Here is a 20,468-nt window from a genome sequence, read left to right on the forward strand (position 1 = left end):
TTAATCGTAGAATCGTTTATAAATAAATGGATGGCTTCATTGTTCGTTCCGCCGGGATTTTCTACGATAGAAAGGAGCGGTATAGATCAAGAGGAGGCGTTAACGAATGGTGAATCATTTCCGGCGCGCGCGCGCTCGCGTCGGCGTCATGACGGTGGGGCACGAGCCTTATTGGGAGCAATTCCCTGGACTGCGCGAAGAGCTCGCCGGTTACGGACAGGAATTTGAAAACCGGGTGCGCGAGATGGATGTCGAGGTCGTCGGCGCAGGTTTCGTCGATACGGTGGACAAGGCGTTCGCGGCGACCGAGCATCTGAAGAAGCAGGATGTCGACTTTTTTGTTCGTCTTTCTCAGCACGTACGTCACGTCCTCGACGGCGGCAACGCCGATCCTGGGCCTGTCGGTGCCGACGGTGCTCGTGGCGCTGCAGCCCAGGCAGCGTCTGGACTACACGAACACGACCACTTACATGCAGCTGGCCAACGACAACATCTGTTCGCTGCCCGAGATCGGGGGCGTGCTCGTACGGGCGGGGCGACCGGCTGCCGGCATGGTCGTCGGCACGCTGTACGACGATCCTTCGGCCATGGCCGAGGTACGGTCCTGGTGCCGGGCGGCCAACGCGCGGCGCGCGTTCAAGTACGCGCGGATCGGCTACCTCGGACATACGTACGAGGGCATGTACGACATGAATAGCGATCCGACGGCCTTTACGGCGACTTTTGGCTCGCACGTGCAGATGCTCGAGATGTGCGATTTGGCCAAGGCCGTGAACGGCGCCACCCAGCGGGAGATCGATGAAAAGCTGGAGGAGATCCACGGCGTGTTTACCGTCTCCGATCCGTTCATCGATCCGGTCACGCGGCCGATCAAGTCCGAGGATCTGGCCTGGTCCGCCAAGGTCGCGGTCGGTCTCGACAAGCTCGTGGACGCCTTCGGCCTGACGGGGCTCGCCTACTATTACAAGGGACTCGACGACAACGAGTACGAGCGGATCGGCGCGAACATGGTGCTCGGCAATTCTTTGCTTACCGGCAAGGGCATCCCGCTAGCGGGCGAAGCGGACCTGAAGACCTGCGCGGCGATGCTGATCATGGACCGTCTCGAGGCGGGCGGCTCCTTTGCCGAGCTGCACCCGTGCGACTTCAAGGACGATATCGTGCTCGTCGGCCACGACGGCCCGCACAATATCAAGATCGCGGACGACCGTCCGGTCATCCGGGGACTGGAGCTGTTCCACGGCAAGCGCGGCTCGGGGATCGGCGTCGAATTCAGCATCCAGGCCGGGCCGGTGACGCTGCTCAGCATCGGGCAGACGGCGCAGGGCCGCTACAAGATGATCGTCGCCGAAGGGGAGTCGATCAAGGGGCCGATTCCGCAAACCGGCAACACCAACACGCGCTGCAGCTTCGGCCGTCCGGTCGCGGCGTTCGTCGAACAGTGGTGCAGCGCCGGTCCCACCCATCACTTCGCGCTGGGCGTCGGCCGCAAGGCTGCTGAGATCAAGCGCACCGCGGGAATGATGGGGATCGAGGTTCAGGAGATTTAGAAGGTTAGCCAAGAAGCGAGTCTTGCGCCGGAAGCGGTGCGGGACTCGTTTTTTTTGGTTGGCGCGAACGAGGCTGCGGAGCCGTTAATGCCAGTCAGCCAGGGTCGGCGGACACAGGCGGCGTTATTTCTAATTAAAACGGTCCCCCCTGGCGATCGTATCGGACTGGAGGGACCTTATTAGCTCGAGTCAGGGCTAAAAGTGGCTAAAAGTGACCGACAATCCCGCAACAACGGCTACTGGGTCCGCAAGAAAGTCGCCAATCGCGATAGGAGCAAGAATAAGGTCTCCACGGTCCATCTACTGCGCGTGATCAGCAAACGATAAGCCGCGGGTTCATCGCCGCCTCACCCGGACTGCGCCGCAGTCCCGCCAAGTAACGTTGTACAGCGCCTTGCAGACATTCGTCGGTTATCCCTCCAATAAACGAATGACGAAAAGGCGCGGCGACGTCCAAGCGCCTCCGCTGCCGGTCTGCGCCGGAGAAGTTGGCGCAATTCCGCAATCCGTGCGTGCAGGTGTTCAAGCGGTCGAGTGCGGGAGAGAGAGCGGGGACGAGGATTGACCGCCGCTCATGCGCGACTGCTGCACGAATCGATTGCGAGAGCATTGCTGGCGCTTTCTTTTGCGAGCCGTTCGTGATTTCGCAAATTGCTCCAATCGCGCGCTTTCATGCATGTTTTTGCAGGAAAATACCGTTTTTAAAATATACATTCCCGCTTCCCGCGCCTAAAGTTGGGCTTAACACGACAAGCAATGCGAAAAGGAAGTGCAGGACACATGATCAGGGCGATCAAAAAAAAACTTCGGATTATCGATGTTGGCGCTGCCGGGATTTTTGCTCATCATCCTTTTTAACTACGTGCCGCTGTACGGCATGCTCCTTCCCTTCAAGAGCTACCGCTACAATCTGGGCATCTGGAACAGCCCCTGGGTCGGCTTCGACAACTTCGGTTTCCTGTTCAACGGGGACGTGCTCTACCGGGTGCTGCGAAATACGCTCCTCTACAATATGACCTTCATCGTGCTGGGTACGACGCTGTCCGTGACGATCGCGCTGCTGCTCTACGAGCTTAGCCGCCGGTACGTCAAAGCGTATCAGACGATTTTGTTTATCCCTTACTTCATCTCCTGGGTCGTGGCGGGCTTCGCCTTCCGCTCGCTGTTCGACATGGATTACGGCGTCATCAACCGCGTGCTCGTGTCGCTCGGCGAGGAGCCGATTCTGTGGTACAGCGATCCCAAGTACTGGCCTTACATTCTGGTGGCGGCCGCCGTATGGAAGGGGCTCGGCTACGGCTCGGTCATCTACTACGCCGCGCTGATGGGCATCGATTCCGAATATTACGACGCGGCGAAGATCGACGGGGCGAGCAAGATCCGGCAGGCGATCTCCATCTCGGTGCCGATGATCAAGCCGATCGTCATCATGATGGTCATCCTGCAGATCGGCAGCATCTGCTACAGCGACTTCGGCCTGTTCTACAACGTGACGCTCAATTCGTCCCTGCTCTACAAGACGACGGACGTCATCGACACGTTCGTCTACCGGTCGCTGATCGACATGGGCGACATCGGAATGGCGTCGGCCGCCGGCTTCTTCCAGTCGATCGTCGGCTTCTGTCTGGTGCTCGCGACGAACTACATCGTCAAAAAAAATCAATCCGGAAAATTCTCTTTTCTAAGGAGCGCAGCCATGAACGATTCCGTCACGACCCTCCTGCGGCGTCGACCGACCGCCGGGAAGATGTTCATTCACCTCGTATTCATCGCTCTGTGCGTCGCCAGCCTGTTTCCGTTTCTCGTCATCATCGGCACGTCGTTCCAGAGCGAGAACGATATCGTCAAGTTCGGTTATTCCATTATTCCGAAAAACTTTACGTTCGACGCCTACCGCGTCATCCTGCACGAGCCCAAGGTGCTGTTCCAGTCTTACTTCGTCACGATCGCGACGACCGTCATTGGCTCCCTGGTCGGGATGTGGGTGACGACGACTTACGCTTACGCGATATCCCGCAAGGACTACCGTTTCCGGTCGTTTCTCGCCTTCTTCATCTTTTTTACGATGCTCTTCCACGGCGGGATGGTTCCTTCGTACATTCTGATGGTCAAGTGGCTGGGGTTAAAGAACAACATTCTCGCGCTCATCCTGCCCTATCTGATCAGCGGCTGGTTCGTGCTGCTGATGAAAGGCTTCCTCCAGACAATCCCGGAGGCGGTCATCGAATCGGCGAAGATCGACGGCGCCGGCGAGCTGCGTATCTTCGCGCAGATCGTCATCCCGATCTCCAAGCCGGCCTTGGCGACACTGGGCTTGTTCTTCGCCCTTCAATATTGGAACGACTGGTGGCTGACGCTGCTTTACGTCGAGCACGACAACCTGATGAAGCTGCAATACTTGCTCATTCGCGTGCTGAAAAACATGGAGTATCTGAATTCGGCTGAAGCCATTCAATACGGACTGGTCAAACCGGGCATGCTTGTGCCCTCCTTAAGCGCCAGAATGGCCATGTGTATTTTGGCGGCCGGTCCGATGCTGCTCGTGTTCCCGCTCTTTCAGAAATATTTCGTACAGGGCTTGACGGTAGGCTCGGTCAAAGGGTGATAATTACAGCCGTGAGTCTTTTGAGCTTACGGCTGCTGATTATAAATGAAAGGCATATACAAGGGAGGCAATCCAAGTGAGTCCGACAAGCAGGAAAAAGGCAAGATGGATTGGAACGGGGACGTCCGCCATGCTGGCGGCGGCCATGATCGTAAGCGGTTGCAGTTCGAAGGAAGAGGGCGCTTCGAGCCCGTCCGCAAGCGCCGGCGCCAGTGAGAGCGCGAGTCCAAGCGCCAGCCCGAGCGCCAGCGCGCCCGCTTCGCAGCCGGCGGATACCGGAGCCGATACCAAGGACTTCGTCAAGCTCAGCTGGTACATGCCGAAGCCGATCGACAATATGAAGGATCAAGCCGCCGTCGAGGCGGAAGCGAACAAGGTCATCAAGGAAAAGCTGAACGCGGAGCTGCATCTCAACCTGATCGACAATGCCGGCTGGGAAGACAAGATGAAGCTCATCTCGGCTGCAGGCGAGCCTTACGACATCGTTTTTTCCACGTATGCCTCCAACCGGATCAGCGACAACGTTCAAAAGGGCGCGTTCCTGCCGCTCGACGAGCTGCTGCAAAAGTACGGCCAAAACATTCTGGCGAAGGTCGACCCTCGCGCCTGGAAGGCCGTTACGTATAAAGGGAAGATCATGGCCATTCCCGCGCAAACGCCGTACGCGCCGGCCGGCGCGCACGTCTTCAAGAAGGATATGGTGGAGAAATACAAGTTCGATTACAAGAGCGTCAAGAGCATCAAGGACCTGGAGCCGTTCCTGGCCGAGATCAAGAAAAACGAGCCGAGCATGATTCCGCTCCTGGCTACGGCGAACGGTACCGCGGCGGGCGTCACCTTGTACGACTATACGACGATCACGCCGGGCATCTCCTATAGCGAGAAGGACGGAAAGATCGTCAAGATTTTGGGCGTGCCCGAGAACAAGGAGAACTACAAGACGATCAACGACTTTTACAAAAAAAGGCTATATTGCCAAGGATGCGGCCATCAAGACGGACTATCTGGCCGAAGCCAAGTCGGGCAAGTACGCGGTCATGCGCGATTCGGGCGGCTATACGGAGGACGGATCGAAGTCGACGGCGACGTACGGCTTCCCGACGGTAGAGACGCTGGCCGGCTACCCGACGATCTCGACCAATTCGATGACCTCCGCCGCGACGGCGATCAGCGCCACCTCCAAGAACCCCGAGCGGGCGATGATGCTGCTCAACGAGATCTGGGGCGACAAGTACCTGCTGAATACGCTGGCCTACGGCGTCGAGGGCAAAAACTATACGGTCAAGTCCGGCACGGTGAAGGACGACAACCCGACGATCGAAGCGACGACCGGCGCGGATCAGACTTGGGCGATCTGGCACAACTGGCTCGGCCCGCTGTGGGATCAATGGGATTCGAACTGGAACTCCACCGCAGCGCTTCAGGAGATGAAGAAAAACAACGATAACGGCAAGGCGTCGGGCATCCTCGGCTTCATCTTCAATCCGGAGCCCGTCAAGACGGAGATCGCGCAGGTGAGCGCCATCCAGAAGGAATCGAATCCGATTCTGACGACCGGCTCGATGCCGGACTTCGAGAGCTACTATACCGATCTTCAAAAACGATTGGATGCGGCGGGCATGGACAAGATCATGGCCGAAGCGCAAAAGCAGTTCGATGCCTGGAAGGCGGATAACAGCTAAACGAACGGTTTTGCAAAGGCGGCCCAGCTTGGAGAAAGTCGGGCCGCCTTTATGAATAAGCGTCTGCCTCTAATAACCAAGCAAAGGGGGAATCTTCATTTATGCGCTCAATGAAGAACGGCTGGACCGCTTTTTGCGCGATTGCGTTTGTATGCGTTTTCTTTTTGGCGGCCGCGCCGCGCTCCGCCTCGGCCGACAGCGCGCCGGCGGGAGCCGGATATTTGGTGGACGAAGACTTTGCGTTTCTGTCCAACCTGGTGCCGGGGGAGAGCCAGCCGTCCGGCTGGGACATCCGCGCCGCGGGCGGCGCGCTGACGAGCATTTATAACAACACGTTAAAAATCAGCGATGCCAGTACGAAGCTTCCCGTCTCGATGAGCCGCAAGTTTCCGGCCCAGAGCGAAGGGACGCTGACGATGGAGTTTCGATTCAAGCCGTTTAGCGTCATTAATGGCTTGCATTGGCAGTTGCTGGGCGACAACACGCCCGGCGTCAGCATCGCGACCAGCGCCAGCGGGAGCAATCTCGTGCTGGAGACGTCCGGAGGCGGCACGGTGACCCTGCAGGCGTATTCGGCCAATGTCGAATATGGCGTCAAGGTGATTGCGAATCTGTCCACGCAAAAGGCGGATGTCTACGTCAACGGCATCCTGCGGGCGAGCGCCCAAAATTTCGCGAACGCGGTGTCCGCGCTGAATCGCTTCCAACTGACGACGGGCGTCGCTTCGACGGGCGACTTCTTCTTTACGCCGCTTCATATCTACAAAGGCTACGCGGTCAACGAAAGGCTGCTGTCGGTGACCCCTGAATCGGGCAACCTGCCGCAGGATTGGACGGCCGTCCTTAACGGAGGCACGATCCAGGTCGCCCAGATGCTCAGCGCCCCGAAACCGGACGTCAACAGCCTGAAGATCGATGCGTCCGCCTCGACCGGCAGCATGACGCTTGGGAAGAGCTTCGCCGCGATCTCGGGCGATCTGACCGCGGAATACAAGATTTTTATCCCGGTTAAGACCGACGGTCTCACAGCCGAATTGAGAAGCGGCAGTACGACGGCGCTCAAGCTGTTCACCTCGAACGGGAAGCTGGTTTATGAGGACACGAGCGGACAGCCCGCGACGATTTACGAAGACTACAAGGCTAACTTGTGGTACCGCCTTAAAGTGGTCTTGAAGCCGGCCACGCACAAGGCCGACCTTTACATCAACGGCAAATTGAAGGCAGCGGATGTGAATATCGCGGCAGGCATCGCTTCCGTCGACGGCATCCGGTTCTCCACCTCGGCCGCGAACAAGGGCCTGATGTGGCTCGACGATATCCTCGTCTATGCGAATACGCCGGAGCCTGCGGATTATGTGCCCGCGCCGGCGGTCGTAAGTACCGGCAGCCAGCTCGTCGGCGTGCAGAGCTGCCCGATGTGGCGGGAAGGGCATCATCTGGGCTGGGACGTGATCAATCCGTTCCCGGACCGGACGCCGTATCTGGGCTTCTACGACGAAGGCAATCCGGAGACGGCGGACTGGGAGATCAAGTGGATGCTCGAGCACGGCATCGACTTCCAGATGTCCTGCTGGTTCAGGCCGATCGGGGGAGAAGGCGCGCCGATCAAGGATTCCTACCTGTCCGATGCGCTGGACGACGGCTACTTCAATGCCAAGTACAGCAATCTGGCGCACTTTGCCATCATGTGGGAAAACCTGAACTCGGCGGCGAAGGACATCGCCGATTTTCGCGACAATCTGGTCCCCTACTGGATCGAATATTATTTTAAGGACCCCCCGGTATTTGAAGGTTGACGGCAAGCCGGTGTTCACCATCTATAACTACGATCAATTCGTCAAGCTGGCGGGCGGCACCAAAGAGCTGGCCAAGGATTTGATGGATGATCTTCGGGACGCGGCGCGCGATGCCGGCGTCGGCGAGCTAACCATCTTGAACGTGTATAACGGCACGAGCGCCCAGGATCTGCAGAACCGCAAGGCCGCGGGCTTCGACGGCGTCTACGCCTATTCGTGGGGCTCCTTCGGCGGGCATCCCGATTTTCAGAAGCTCAAGCTGACGCTGGAAAACAACGCCGGCGTGATGGACGTCATTCCGGGCCTCAGCATGGGCAGAGACGATACCGCCTGGGGGCTGAGCTCCGGGTATTATGCGACCCCGGCCGAATTCAAGTCGCTGGCGCAGTGGACGAAGGACACCTATATTCCATCATTGTCGGCGGGCAATCTGGGCAAGAAGCTCGTCATGCTGGACAACTGGAACGAATACGGGGAAGGCCATTTCATCATGCCGGCAGGGCTCGCGGGCTTCGGTTACGTGGATGCGATCCGCGACGTATTCGCGGGCGTCAGTACCCATACGGATGCCGTGCCGACCGCAACGCAGAAAGCGCGGATCAACGTGCTGTATCCGGAAGGGCGCGTCGTGCAGAACCGCACCTTGACGCCACCGGCGATATCCGCCAATTCGGTCGCCGCGTGGGAGTTCAACACGCCGGGCGACAGCGAAGGCTGGAGCGTGCTGAAGCAGATCGACACGGTGAGCGTCGCGGGCGGCACCTTCACCGGCACCACCAACAACACCGACCCGGGCATCATCTCGGCAGACCATCTGGGAATCAAGGCGGAGGACGCGCCTTATCTCAAGATCCGGATGAAAAACAGCGCGTACGATATCGACGGCAGAGTGTTTTTCACGACGGAGCTGGACGGCGACTGGAACGAGACGAAGGCGATGGGCTTCTACGTGAAGCCGCAGGACGACGGGTACACGGATTATTACGTGGAAATGTGGCGGAACAAGAGCTGGACCGGCAATATCCGGCAGATCCGGATCGATCCGATCTCCGCGATCGGCACGATCAGCATCGATTACATCCGGGCGGTCGCCGACGATTCTACGGACATCAAGCTGTATATCGACGGCAAGCGGAAGAACTTCAGCCAGCCGGCGCTCGTGCAGGACGGCGTCGTCATGGTGCCGATCAAGGACATCTGGCTGCAGCTCGGCGTCCGGTCCGAGTGGGACGCGGCGAATCAGAAGTTTATCGCGGTCAAGGGCGGCAGCGTCTACGAATTAACGGTCGGCAGTACGACGGCGCTCAAGGACAATCAGTCCATCGCGCTCGAACATGCGCCGACGAAGCTGGCCAACGGAACGGTGCTCGTCCCGCTCTCCTACCTCAAGCAAGCCTTCGGAGCTACCGTAAAGTGGGACGCGGCCGCGCAGAAGATCCAGATCTATCCGGCTGGCGTCGTCTGGGACTTTGAATTCGGAGACGGCTGGACGGCGAACGGAAGCATCTCCGGCGGACAGGCGCTGGGCGGCCGATTCGGCGGCACCTCCCTGGGCGTATCCGGCGGGGTAGAACCTGCGGTCGAATCGCCGGATCAGCTGGGGCTGGACGCGTCCACGATCAAGCGGGTTCGCGTGCAGCTCGGCAACCAGACGACCGGCTCGCAGGCGAAGCTCTATTATACGACGGATGCCGATCCCGTATGGAATGCGGCCAAGTCGTTCACGACCTATATCTTGCCAAGCGATTCGACCCTCCGCGAGTACGTGTTCGATACGACTTCCGCGGAGGCCTGGACAGGGACGATCAAGCAAATCCGGGTCGTGCCTACGTTGTCGGCCGGCAGCTTCACCATCGATTCCGTGCAGTTGGATACGGCAACCTCGCTGCCGACGCTGGGCGCCAATCTGGTCGCGGATCCCGGCATGGAAGGAAGCACGATTCAGGCGCGCGTGCAGAACGGCGCACTGGGACTGGACGTCACGCAGTATCACAGCGGCCATCAGTCGCTCAAGGTCGTCAAGGACAGCCGTTACGGCAGCGCTTCCTTCCCGATCGCCGTCACGCAAGGCCAGGAGTACCATTATTCGGTCTGGGCGAAGCTCGCGAAGGCGCCGACGCTCACCGAACCGCTGCGGCTTTGCTTGCAGTATACGGTCGACGGCAATGTCAAGCAGATGATCATTTACACCAGCGCCGGGCTCTCCGCCGATCAATGGACGCAGCTGCAGGGCAATTACACGATCGCGGAGACCAGTCCCATTTCCAATGTGCTGCTTTACTTTTACACGGAGATCGACGGTACCAACCACGACTACTATCTCGACGATGTCGAGGCGAGGCTCGTGACGTACTCGTCCAGTCCGGCATGGACCTATGCGACGGGACTGAGTATCAACCCGACGACGACGATGAACATGGGCGAGACGAAGACGCTCGTTCCGACGTTCCAGCCCTCGAGCAGCGTCAATAACCAAGCGCTGATCTGGAACTCCGACAATCCGGACGTGGCCGTCGTAGACATCAGCGGCACGGTGTTCGCGAAGAAGACGGGAGTCGCGAATATTACGGCCAAGGCCATCGACGGCGGATTCACGGCGACGACGGCGGTGACGGTGGCGCTCGGTTCCGGGCAGCCAGCCGGCGCGGTGCTGGGAAGCAATCTTATTCTCAACCCCGACATGGAGGGCACCGCGATTCCTTCGTCTTATTACGGCTCCAGCGCCAGCGTGACTTTGACGACGTCGGAGCATCGCCTGGGGACGCAGTCTTTGCAGGTGACGAAGCTGAACAACAACAAATACGCGTCGTTCTTCATGCCCACATCGATCGAGCAGGGGAAGACGTACTACTACTCGGCCTGGGCCAAACTGGATGCGGCACCCGCGCAGCCTGCGCTGTTCCGCATCTGTCTGCAATACAAGCTGGACGGCGTCACGCAGCAGAAAATTTTGTTCACCAGCGCGCCGCTGCTCAGGGGGGGGCTGGACGCAGGCATCGGGCTTCTACAAAATCGAGGAGACTGGAGTCGTAACGGATGTTCGGGTGTACCTGTATACGGAACAAAGCGGTCCGGTGCAAACCTTCTACGTCGACGATATCGAGGTTCGTCCGGTCATAGCGGACAGTACCCCGCCGGTCACGACGGCCGCGCTGAATCCGCCTGTGCCCGACGGTCCGGGCGGCGCGTATAACGGCCCGGTTACGCTGACGCTTGCGGCATCGGACAGCGAATCCAGCGTCGCGCAGACCGTGTACAGCGTCGATAACGGGACGACCTGGAGCCCGTACACGGCGCCGCTGCCGTTCGGCAAACAGGGCTCGTATACGATTCTTTACAAGTCGACCGACCTGGCAGGCAATGCCGAGACGCAGCAGAGTGTCAGCTTCAGCCTGGCCGCCACGGTGACCACGGTTTCGCTGAAGGACAGCGCGGGTCAGCCGCTGGTCGGCGGCGTCGTCAAATATTACGACGGCAGCTGGAAGGACATGGGGACGACGGACGCCTCGGGGCAGGTGACGAAGGCGTTGCCGGAGCGGAGCTACATTTTCTCCGTCACTTATCTGGGCACGACCAAGCAACTGACGCAAAATACGTCGACAGGTCCCGCGTCCGTCGTCTTCCAGACGGTAAAGGCGAAGGTGCAGCTCAAGGATAGCCAGGGCAATCCGCTGAACGGCGCCGACGCGAAGGTGTATGCGGGCGGCAACTGGCAGACGATGGGGACGACCGCGGGCGGCGAAGCGACGAAGGAGCTGCTGCCCGGCTCGTATACGTTCGGTCTTACCTATGACGGCGTGTACAAGGAGAAGGCACAGAACATCGGCGACGATCCGGCCGTGGTATTCCAGACGGCGAGCGTTCTCATCCAATTGAAGGATGCCGGCGGCAACCCGGTAGACGGCGGCACGGCTCGCGTGTATGCGGGCGGCAGTTGGCGGACGATCGGCATCACGGCAGGCGGCGAGATCCGCACGGAGCTGCTGCCCGGCACGTATACGTTCGGCATGACGTCCGGTACGGCGCTCCCGAATATATCGAAGGATATCGGGACGGATCCGACCGTCGTGTTCCAACTGCCTTGAGGTTATAAGAACGCAAGAGGATGCTCCCGCCGGACCTTGGACTTGCGCGTCGGTCCGCGTCGGAGAGCATCCTCTTTTTGGGGAGGAAGATTGCAAATGAGAAGATCGATAGCGTTGACAGGCGCCTGGCAACTGAAAGGCGAAGGCATAGACCCTTCGGGAAAGGAAGCGACCGTCGCGATCGACGCGCAGGTTCCCGGCCATGTGCACCAGGATCTGCTCGAGGCCGGCCTGATCGCGGACCCGGGCTACCGCAAGCAAGCGGAAGACTGCCAATGGGTGGAGCATTGGCGGTGGACGTACCGCCGGACGTTCGAGCTTGAGCGTATGGAGCCGGGACGTCCCCTGCTGGAATTCGAAGGGCTGGATACGTACGCGGAGATCGCGTTGAACGGCATTCCGCTCGCCCGGACCGACAACATGTTCGTCCGCTACCGTTTCGACGTGTCGGGGTTGCTGCGGGAGGGCACGAACGAGCTCGTGGTGCGGTTCCGGACGGTCGCGGAAGGGCTTGCGGGCAAGTCGTACGCCGGTCTGGGCGCAGCCTTCACGAACGAGCGGCTGTTCGTGCGCCGGATGCAGTGCACGTTCGGCTGGGACTGGGTAGGGCGGCTCGTCAGCTACGGCATATGGCGGCCCGTTCGTCTCGTCTTCGAGGACGTGGCTGCGATCGAGGATCTTTTTTGTGTATACGAAGGCCTTGGACGCGCGCGGCGCGTCTCTCGCCGTCGCGGTCGATACGCGTTGCCGCGCCGAAGCGCCGCTGCGGCTGTCGCTTGCGATCGCGGACCCGGCCGGTTCGATCGTATGGCAGGCCGAGCGCCGGTCGGTCGGCGGCAAGCTGGAGCTGACGGCGGATCTGGCGGAGCCGGCGCTCTGGTGGCCGGCGGGATACGGCGATCAGGCGCAGTACAGGCTCGTCGCGAAGCTGTACGGCAGCTCGGGACTGCTCGACGAGCGTTCGCGCGCGTTCGGCATCCGGACGGTTCGGATCGAGCAGCTTCCGGACCGGGAAGGAAGCCCGGAGGCGCGGTTGACCGCGAAGCTTCGCGCGCAAGCAACGACTGGGGATGCCGCCGCCGAAAATCCGGACGGCATGGTCTGGGAGGCGAACGGCGATCGCCCCGGCAGCGGTTTCCGGCTGCTGGTCAACGGCGTTCCTGTTTTCTGCAAGGGGGGCCAACTGGGTGCCTTGCGATCCGTTCCCCTCGCGTGTACCGGATACGCATTATGCGCATCTGCTCACGCTGGCCCGCGATGCCGGCATGACGATGCTGCGGTGCTGGGGCGGCGGCATCTACGAGCCGGAGCCGTTCTGGGACTGGTGCGACCGGCTCGGGATCGTCGTCGTTCAGGACTTCATGATGGCATGCGGGACGTATCCCGAATCGGACCGGGATTGGACGGCATCGCTGAGGGCCGAGATCGAAGGCGCGATCCGTTCGCTGCGCAACCATCCCAGTCTCGTCTGGTGGAACGGCGACAACGAGAACGGCATGTTCGCCGGCGAGGAGGACCCCGATTATCCGGGGAAGGCGATCGCGAACCGGATTACGGGCAGCTTATGCAAGGCGCTCGATCCGTCCAGACCCTTTCAGCCTACGAGTCCTTATGGGGGGGAGCACGAACAATTCGTTCACCATCGGCACCGCGCACTATACGGGCGCGCTGTTTGAGATGTTCGACGTTTTCCGCAACACGGATTTACGCGGCTACCGGTCTTATTTTGCCGGTCTGTTAAGCCGTTTTTGCCCTGAATTCCCCCTTGTTCGGCACGCCGGAGATTCATACGCTGCTGCGGATGATGAACGAAGAGGATCTGGCCGATCCGGCGTTCGACATGCTCGAATACCATACGAAAAACCACCCGGGCTTGAAGGACTTCTCGCTCTTCCGGGCGCTTCGGACGCTGGCCGACAAGCTGGCGCCGCCGGCCCTGTCTACCATCGAGCACATCCGGCGCATGTCGTTCGTCCAACACGAGCTGACCCGGCTCACCGTGGAAGCTTACAGGCGCAACCGGCATTATACGGGCGGTCTGCTGTTCTGGATGTACAACGATTGCTGGCCGGCGAGCGGATGGAGTCTGGTCGATTATTACGGGTATCCGAAGGGCGGGTATTACGGCTTCCAAAAAGCGGCACGGCCGGTCATCGCGTCGATCGAAAAAAACGAGGAAGCCGGCACTTACGCTTGCTGGGTATGCAGCGACAAGCCCGAGGTGATCCGGGGAACGGCGACGCTGCGCGTGCTGACGCTGGGCAGCCTGGCCGAAGACGCAGCGGTTTGGTCCAGGTCGTTCGACTTCGCGGCCGGCGCGGGCGCGTCGATCGAAGCGGCGTCGATTCCGGCGGCGGAGCTGGACGCGCTGCTGGACCACGGCCGCGTGCTGATCATGGACATTGCCGGCGAATTCGGCGAGGACCGCTGCATCTATTTTGCCGGGCTGCCGGCGGAGATGCAGCTTGCGCCTTCGGGTCTGCGGATCGAATCCCGCGCGGGCGGGCCGAGGGTCGGCAGCGTGACCGTTACGGCCGACCGCTACGCCAAAGCCGTTCATTTGCATGGCGCTTTCGTCTTTTCCGACAACTACTTCGATCTGCTGCCGGGGGAACGCAGAACGATCGCCTACCGCAGTCTGGAGGCGGCGGCCTATTCCGGCGAGCCGGAAGACGAAGCTGGAGGCGGAGTGCGCGATGGAGTTGAAGTGCGCGACGAAGCAGGAGACGGAATGCGCGATGAAGCTGGAGGCGGAGTGCATGACGAAGCAGGAGACGCCGGCGCGGGCGCCCAAGCAGGCGAAGCCCCGGCGATTGAGCTGATCGCCTGGAACTAGTTGGGCCTGAAGCGGCGGTACAAGAGAAGCGGGGTTGCCAAGCTAGTCCAGCAACTGTAAAGGCAAAAAGTTACGCTACAGCCTCGCGGACCGTTCCAAATGGCGCTGTAAAGGTAAAAAGTTGCTCTACAGCCTCGCGGACCGTTCCAAATGGCGCTGTAAAGGTAAAAAGTTGCTCTACAGCCTCGCGGACCGTTCCAAATGGCGCTGTAAAGGTAAAAAGTTGCTCTACAGCCTCGCGGACCGTTACAAATGAAGCTGTAAAGGTAAAAAGTTGCTCTACAGCCTCGCTGTAATAGGTAACGGTAAAAAAGTTACTCTACAATCTCGTGCTAGCGCTAATGCCGGGTCGATGCCGACCCGGCTTCTTTGGCGCGAGGACGCCAGGCGGTCCGAATCGTTCGCAGGGAAGGGAGGCGGACGGCGACGGCTGCCAAAGCGACCGACAGCAAGCAGACGGCGACGAAGTGAACGAGGCTGTTGCCGATAAACAATGGCTGCAGTCCCGTTGCTTTGGCGGCGCCGCGTACGAGCACGATGGCGAGCGGATGCAGCACGTAGATCCACGCCCGGCCCTCCCGCAGCGTACGGCTCGCCGGTCCTTTGTAGGGGGAGCGCCAGCAGCAGCAGAAAATAGGCGGCCGGTACCGCGAAAATATACATGCTGTCATGCCGGGGGATGCCGCCTTCGCGCAGCCAGAGCGCCTCCGCAAGCATCGCAGACAGCGAGACGAGGAAAAGCGCCGCATGCGCGGCCGGACGGCTCGAACGACACTTCTCGCTTCGGGCAACGAACGCGCCGAGCGCCAGATAGACCGGCGCGAAGAACAGCCCGTTGCGCGTATAGTCGAAGACATGGAACATCCCGTTGTACCATCCCGTCAGAACGCCGCTGCCCGCGATCAAGCCGTAGTAGCTGTCGCCGAACAGTCCGACGGCGTACAGCAAGCAGGCGACAATCATGACGGAGGCCGGCTTCAGCGCGCGGTACAGTCCGTGCAGCATGGCGATGCCGATCATCAGGGCAGGCAAGTACCACAGGTGGTAGAAGGTGCCGTCGAACGCCAGATCCCGCAGGAGGGAAAGGATGCCGAACTTCGGGGAGGAGAAATAGCCGTTATATACGTTGAGCGGCACATAGAGCAGGATGGCGATGGCGTATAGTTTGGCGATGCTGCCGAGATAGCGCCGAAGATGGCGCCGGTCGGCGAGCGGGTCGCCCGTCAGCTTGCGGAAGTAGAAGAAGCCGGAGGTCATGAAAAAGATCGGAACGGCGATTCTTGTAAGCGCGCCGTCGACCAGAAAGTCCGCGGACGAGCCGAAGACGGCGAACGGGCCCGTATGGTTGGCGATGACGAGCAGGGCGGCTATGAATTTGAGCCAGGACAGGCCGAGGTAATCCGTTTTAGCCGTTATTGCCGGTCTGGCGAGTCTATCAGACAAAGGACCGCCGCCTTTTGCCGGTTGAAGCCGTCACGATCATGCCGCCCGTATTGTCGCCGGACAGACGGAAGTAATCGCAGGCCGGAATCGGTACGTCAGCAAAAGCGTCCGGTTCGACAGGCACGTAATAAATCTCGATGCGTTCGCGTTCGTCCTCCGCCAACAAGCGCTCGCCGTCGAACGCGAACGATCGCAGTCGCGCGACGTATTCCTCGAGGCACAGGTTTTCCCGCTCCATGATCTCGGCGTGCGGGGTTCCGACGTAGCGGAAATGCCACGGCTCGCAGGCGATGCCGGTGACGGCTTCCTTGCCCGCGCAATAGCGCTGGACGAAGCCGAACTGCGCGGCGATCCGCTTGAAGGCGAGGCTGACGCCGCCGTCCGGGAAATCGGGCGCGATGAAGTCGAGCTCGCCGCCGCCCGCCAGGCCGACGTCGATGGCAAGGCCAGTCTGATGCTCGCTGCAGCCGGGCAGGGCGACGTAGGCGGCCGTATACCGAGGTCCGTTTTCCCGCAGCGACGATTCATAAATATCGGTCTGTTCGTCGGCAGACCGATACCCGCTCACGGCCACGATGTCGGACGCCCCGCCGCAAGCTGCGAGCAGCTCCGCCAAACGAGAGAGCGCCGTCGCTTCCAGCAGCATGCCCGGCGAGCGCGCGCATATCGCGGGATAATCGTCCAGCGCCGATAGCCTGTCCGCCGGGAATGGCTCCCGTACGGGATGCGTCCGGTTGACCAGGATGAGATGTCCCTCATGGATGGCGGATGGAGCGACGCGGATCGTGCGATGCGTGCTCAGATCACGGTCGGCTCCCGCCGCTGCGGTTGAAAATAGGCGTTGTCCCATGCGTATTCGGCCTCCTTCTTTGCATTCGCGTAAACCTTGGCCAAGCGGTCCGTCAGCGCCGTCGTGATCTCTTGAGCCGCGCCGTCGATATGGGCGGCCAGCTCGGCGAACGCGATGCGCTGTCCGCCCTGGCGGCCGATGAGCGTCACCCGGTCTCCGGTCGCGCAGGGGCCGGGCAGCCGGAGCATCAGCTGATCCATGGCGATTCGGCCGACGATCGCCGCGCGCTGTCCGCGCACGAGCGCAGGGGCGCCCTGCATACGCTGCGACCAGCCGTCCGCGTAGCCGATCGGCACGGTGCCGATCCACTCGTCGGCCTCGGCGCGGTAGGCGTTGTCGTACCCGATATACTCGCCCTGCCGTACGCGCTTGACCTGCATCAGCGTGCTGTGCAGGCTGAGCGCGGGCTTAAGCGGCACGGGCGGCGTCAGCCGGGCCGGATAAAAGCCGTACATGGCGGCGCCGATCCGCACCATGTCGAGCGCAAGGCCCGGGAACCGCAGGGCGGCGGCGCTGCCGGCGCAGTGGTAGTGCCGGACCGTGATCCCGCTCGCCTTGCACCGCGTCATCAGCTCCGCGAACCGGCGTGCCTGCCGCTCCAGGTAAGCCGTGTCAGCCTGTCCTGCCGTCGCGAAGTGCGTGTAGAAACCGTCGACGTCGATATCCGGCGCGGCGAGCCACGGGACGAGCGCGTCCCACTCGGCTTCCGTCCGGAAGCCGATCCGGCCGAGCCCGGTGTCCGCTTTGACATGCACGCGCAGCTTGCGGCCGGCAAGCGTTGGAGAATGCCTCCGCAGCTCCCTGAACCAGTCCGCGCCGGTGACCGTCAACGTCAGATCCCGCGCCATCGCCAGCTCGACCTGGTCCGGCCGGATCGGCGTCAGAATCAGGATCGGGAGTCGTACGCCCCCGGCCCGCAGCCGCAGCGCCTCCTCCAGAAAGGCGACGGCCAAGCAATCCGCTCCCGCTTGCCTTGCCGCTTCGGCCGCCTCCAGATCGCCGTGGCCGTAGCCGTTCGCCTTAACGACGGCCATCAGTTTGACGCCGGCGGGCAGCGTGCCGCGAATGGCGCGCACATTGTCCACGATCCGCCGGGGATCGATCTCCGCCCACGTTTCCCTCAGCATGGGGCCAGCCTCTCGTAACTGAGCGATTGCCTGGCTTCGTGGCGGGCGAACGCGTAGTCGATCAGCCGCTCGATCAGCTTGGCGTAGGTCGTACCGTCCGTTTTCTCCCACATGACCGGATACATGCTGGCGGACGTGAAGCCGGGCAGCGCGTTAATCTCGTTCAAGTACAGCAGCCCGTCCCGGTCCAGGAAAAAGTCCACGCGGGCGAGACCTTCGCAGCCAAGCGTCCGGTACGCCTGCAGGGCGAGCGCCCTGACTTGTCCGATCAGCGCTTCGCCGATCTCGGCCGGAATGGACATGCGCAGCCGAGGGTCGGAGTATTTCGAAGCAAAGTCGAAAAAGCGGTTGTCGTGAATGAATTCGCCCGGCAGCGAAGCGACCGGCTCCTCGTTGCCCATCACCGCGACCTGAATCTCCCGTCCGGGAAGCTCCCGCTCGACGACCAGCTTCGCGTCGTACTGCAGCGCCTCCGCGATGCCGGCCGTCAGCTCGCCGCGGTTCTCGCAGCGACTGATGCCGATGCTCGAGCCGAGCGAGGACGGCTTGACGTAGCAAGGGTAGCCGATCGTGTCCTCCAGCCATGCGATGCAGCCCTGCTCGTCCGCCAGCCATCGTTCGCGCCGGACGGCGCGGTGCTCGACCTGCCGAATGCCGGCCTGCGCCAGGGCAAGCTTCGACATCGCCTTGTCCAGCGTAAGGGCCGCGGCGAGCACGCCGTTTCCCACGTAAGGCACGTTCAGCATCTCCAGCAGCCCCTGAAGCGTCCCGTCTTCGCCGTTGGTTCCGTGAATGAGCGGCAGGACGACCTTTTTTGCCGGGCAGCGCCAGCTTGCGAAGCAGAATATCGCCGATGGAGGCGGCTTCGCTGTCGTGCGACGGCTCGGCGACGAGTCGCTCCGCCGCTTCGGAGTTCGCGGGGCCTTGCGCGTCCGGCGCGCACCAGCGTCCGTCCCTCGCGATATAGATGGGATGCAGCTCGAACTTGGATGCGTCGACCGCGCCGAGGACGGTGCGGGCGGTTTTGAGCGAGATGTCGTGCTCGACGGATTTGCCGCCGTACACGACGAACAATTTGGTTTTCATCGGTTTGGTACCTCCGGATCGCGATTTGGCTTCGATGATTACAAGATAACCGCCAACTTTTAAAAAGGTTGAAACGAAAGTTTAAGGATTGCTTAAGATTGCTTGAAGGCTCGGAGGAGAGGATCATTCTTTGCGTTGGATTACCGGCGCGCGCGCGCTGTATAATAGGGAGGTTGGCACGGCTTGTCGCTATGAGGCCGCGTCCCCAAACTAATCGCTATCGGAGGTTTGCCGCTCCATGAACAATTTTGAATTATACAACCCCACGAAGCTGGTGTTCGGCAAGGATACGGTCTCGAAGCTGGGATCGCTGGTCGAGCCGTTCGGCAAGAAGATTCTGCTCGTCTACGGCGGCGGCAGCATCAAGAAGTCGGGACTGTACGACCGCGTGCTGTCCGAGCTCGCGGCGATCGGCGCGGCGGTGCATGAGCTGCCCGGCGTCGAGCCCAATCCGCGCCTCACCACGGTACATAAAGGCGTCGACATCGTGCGCGCCGAAGGGATCGAGTTCATCCTCGCCGTCGGCGGCGGCAGCGTCATCGACGCGGCCAAGGCGGTGGCGGCGGGCGCGAAGTACGCGGGCGACCCCTGGGACTTCACGATCGGCAAAGCCAAGATCGAGGACGCGCTGCCGCTCGGCACGGTGCTGACGCTGGCGGCGACGGGCTCCGAGATGAACGGCAACGCCGTCATCTCGAACTGGGAGACGAAGCAGAAGCGCGGATTGGGGAGCAAACTCGTCTATCCCCGCTTTTCGATCCTGGATCCGCAGCTGACCTACTCGGTGCCGCGCGACCAGACCGTGAACGGCATCGTCGATATCATGTCGCACGTGTTCGAGCAGTATTTTACGCTGACGGACGGCGTGCCGCTGCAGTCCCGCTTCGCGGAATCCGTGTTGCTGACGGTCATCGAAAACGGGGAAAAGGCGCTGGCGAACGGCGAAGACTACGAGGCGCGCGCCAACCTGCTGCTGGCCGGCACCTATGCGCTGAACGGCACGCTGCCGAACGGCGTCGTCACCGATTGGGCGACCCACGGCATCGAGCACGAAGTCAGCGCTATCTATGACATCGCGCACGGCGCCGGCCTCGCGATCATTTTCCCGAACTGGATGAAGTACGTGTACGAAGCCAAGCCCGAACGCTTCGCGCAGTTCGCCGAGCGGGTGTGGGGCATCGATCCATCGGGCAAGTCGGCGGACGAACTCGCGCTCGCCGGCATCCAGGCGACCCGCGACTACTTCACGCGCATCGGCGCGCCGGCTACGCTCGGAGAGCTGGGCATCGGCGACGATCAGTTGGACCGCATGGCGGACGAAGCGGTGCAGTTCGGTCCGATCGGTTCCTTCAAGAAGCTCGGGAAGGCTGACGTCAAGCGAATTCTCGAGATGAGTCTGTAGGAGGCA

General features: G+C 61.2%; 15 protein-coding genes and 3 pseudogenes. 12 read left to right on the plus strand and 6 right to left on the minus strand.

The features are described 5' to 3' along the window. Positions 1 to 61 precede the first annotated feature (61 nt). Entirely contained in the window at positions 62 to 358 is a 297-nt protein-coding gene (locus OMP40_RS36985; RefSeq protein ID WP_277539050.1) for a hypothetical protein, read from the minus strand. Here OMP40_RS36985 and OMP40_RS36990 point away from each other — a divergent pair. The 11 genes and pseudogenes from OMP40_RS36990 to OMP40_RS37030 all read left to right on the plus strand — a co-directional run bounded on the left by OMP40_RS36990 (position 339) and on the right by OMP40_RS37030 (position 14,554). Continuing rightward, positions 339 to 1,550: an L-fucose/L-arabinose isomerase family protein gene (locus tag OMP40_RS36990; protein ID WP_277539052.1), complete on the plus strand. Its 1,212-nt coding sequence runs from the start codon at positions 339 to 341 to the stop codon at positions 1,548 to 1,550. The two genes, OMP40_RS36985 and OMP40_RS36990, sit on opposite strands and share 20 nt — an antisense overlap. A gap of 838 nt (positions 1,551 to 2,388) precedes the next feature. Next, positions 2,389 to 4,155 carry an ABC transporter permease subunit gene (locus tag OMP40_RS36995; protein ID WP_277539055.1) on the plus strand — a complete coding sequence of 589 codons (1,767 nt, stop codon included), beginning with the start codon at positions 2,389 to 2,391 and terminating at the stop codon, positions 4,153 to 4,155. 76 nt (positions 4,156 to 4,231) lie between these two features. After that, complete coding sequence (locus OMP40_RS40925; protein WP_338131380.1) at positions 4,232 to 5,602, plus strand: type 2 periplasmic-binding domain-containing protein; 1,371 nt, start codon at positions 4,232 to 4,234, stop codon at positions 5,600 to 5,602. After that, positions 5,583 to 5,837, plus strand: a complete 255-nt coding sequence (locus OMP40_RS40930) for a DUF3502 domain-containing protein (protein ID WP_338131381.1) — start codon at positions 5,583 to 5,585, stop codon at positions 5,835 to 5,837. Before OMP40_RS40925 ends, OMP40_RS40930 begins: the two co-directional genes overlap by 20 nt. 101 nt (positions 5,838 to 5,938) lie before the next feature. Continuing rightward, positions 5,939 to 7,633, plus strand: coding sequence for a hypothetical protein (locus OMP40_RS37005; protein WP_277539057.1), 1,695 nt, complete (start codon positions 5,939 to 5,941; stop codon positions 7,631 to 7,633). Next, positions 7,623 to 10,826: a stalk domain-containing protein gene (locus tag OMP40_RS37010; protein WP_277539059.1), complete on the plus strand. Its 3,204-nt coding sequence runs from the start codon at positions 7,623 to 7,625 to the stop codon at positions 10,824 to 10,826. Before OMP40_RS37005 ends, OMP40_RS37010 begins: the two co-directional genes overlap by 11 nt. Next, positions 10,708 to 11,718: an OmpL47-type beta-barrel domain-containing protein gene (locus OMP40_RS37015; RefSeq protein ID WP_277539061.1), complete on the plus strand. Its 1,011-nt coding sequence runs from the start codon at positions 10,708 to 10,710 to the stop codon at positions 11,716 to 11,718. The genes OMP40_RS37010 and OMP40_RS37015 overlap by 119 nt, the downstream gene beginning before the upstream one ends. Before the next feature lie 96 nt (positions 11,719 to 11,814). Continuing rightward, positions 11,815 to 12,342 (plus strand): annotated as a pseudogene (locus tag OMP40_RS42870) (glycosyl hydrolase 2 galactose-binding domain-containing protein); the annotation flags it as partial. Between the two features lie 61 nt (positions 12,343 to 12,403). After that, positions 12,404 to 12,640: pseudogene (locus OMP40_RS42875) on the plus strand (hypothetical protein); the annotation flags it as partial. A gap of 343 nt (positions 12,641 to 12,983) precedes the next feature. After that, complete coding sequence (locus OMP40_RS37025) at positions 12,984 to 13,394, plus strand: glycoside hydrolase family 2 TIM barrel-domain containing protein (RefSeq protein ID WP_277539065.1); 411 nt, start codon at positions 12,984 to 12,986, stop codon at positions 13,392 to 13,394. Between the two features lie 89 nt (positions 13,395 to 13,483). Continuing rightward, complete coding sequence (locus OMP40_RS37030) at positions 13,484 to 14,554, plus strand: glycoside hydrolase family 2 protein (RefSeq protein WP_277539067.1); 1,071 nt, start codon at positions 13,484 to 13,486, stop codon at positions 14,552 to 14,554. 279 nt (positions 14,555 to 14,833) lie between these two features. Here OMP40_RS37030 and OMP40_RS37035 read toward each other — a convergent pair whose 3' ends face one another. The 5 genes and pseudogenes from OMP40_RS37035 to ddl form a co-directional block, all read right to left on the minus strand. After that, positions 14,834 to 15,997: an acyltransferase family protein gene (locus OMP40_RS37035; protein ID WP_277539069.1), complete on the minus strand. Its 1,164-nt coding sequence runs from the start codon at positions 15,995 to 15,997 to the stop codon at positions 14,834 to 14,836. Continuing rightward, a complete protein-coding gene (locus tag OMP40_RS37040; protein WP_277539072.1) occupies positions 15,990 to 16,847 on the minus strand; it encodes a D-alanyl-D-alanine carboxypeptidase family protein in 858 nt (285 codons plus the stop codon). The genes OMP40_RS37035 and OMP40_RS37040 overlap by 8 nt, the downstream gene beginning before the upstream one ends. Then, complete coding sequence (alr, locus tag OMP40_RS37045; RefSeq protein ID WP_277539074.1) at positions 16,796 to 17,974, minus strand: alanine racemase; 1,179 nt, start codon at positions 17,972 to 17,974, stop codon at positions 16,796 to 16,798. The genes OMP40_RS37040 and alr overlap by 52 nt, the downstream gene beginning before the upstream one ends. Then, complete coding sequence (locus tag OMP40_RS37050) at positions 17,968 to 18,948, minus strand: D-alanine--D-alanine ligase family protein (RefSeq protein ID WP_338131403.1); 981 nt, start codon at positions 18,946 to 18,948, stop codon at positions 17,968 to 17,970. Before OMP40_RS37050 ends, alr begins: the two co-directional genes overlap by 7 nt. Next, positions 18,911 to 19,060, minus strand: a pseudogene (ddl, locus tag OMP40_RS37055) (D-alanine--D-alanine ligase); the annotation flags it as partial. The pseudogene ddl and the gene OMP40_RS37050, both read right to left, overlap by 38 nt. Positions 19,061 to 19,298: 238 nt before the next feature. Here ddl and OMP40_RS37060 point away from each other — a divergent pair. Further along, positions 19,299 to 20,462, plus strand: coding sequence for an iron-containing alcohol dehydrogenase (locus OMP40_RS37060; RefSeq protein WP_277539076.1), 1,164 nt, complete (start codon positions 19,299 to 19,301; stop codon positions 20,460 to 20,462). The last annotated feature ends 6 nt before the right edge of the window (positions 20,463 to 20,468 follow it).

This window comes from Cohnella rhizosphaerae (assembly GCF_029525575.1).
GTDB classification, from domain to species: Bacteria; Bacillota; Bacilli; order Paenibacillales; family Paenibacillaceae; genus Cohnella; species Cohnella rhizosphaerae.

What these genes read in the sequence shown, in the direction of transcription:
- alr (WP_277539074.1), bottom strand. Translation starts at nt 17,974, where the DNA reads ATGCTGAGGGAAACGTGGGCGGAGATCGATCCCCGGCGGATCGTGGAC.
- OMP40_RS37060 (WP_277539076.1), top strand. Translation starts at nt 19,299, where the DNA reads ATGAACAATTTTGAATTATACAACCCCACGAAGCTGGTGTTCGGCAAG.
- OMP40_RS37005 (WP_277539057.1), top strand. Translation starts at nt 5,939, where the DNA reads ATGCGCTCAATGAAGAACGGCTGGACCGCTTTTTGCGCGATTGCGTTT.
- OMP40_RS40930 (WP_338131381.1), top strand. Translation starts at nt 5,583, where the DNA reads ATGAAGAAAAACAACGATAACGGCAAGGCGTCGGGCATCCTCGGCTTC.
- OMP40_RS37040 (WP_277539072.1), bottom strand. Translation starts at nt 16,847, where the DNA reads ATGGGACAACGCCTATTTTCAACCGCAGCGGCGGGAGCCGACCGTGAT.
- OMP40_RS37025 (WP_277539065.1), top strand. Translation starts at nt 12,984, where the DNA reads ATGACGATGCTGCGGTGCTGGGGCGGCGGCATCTACGAGCCGGAGCCG.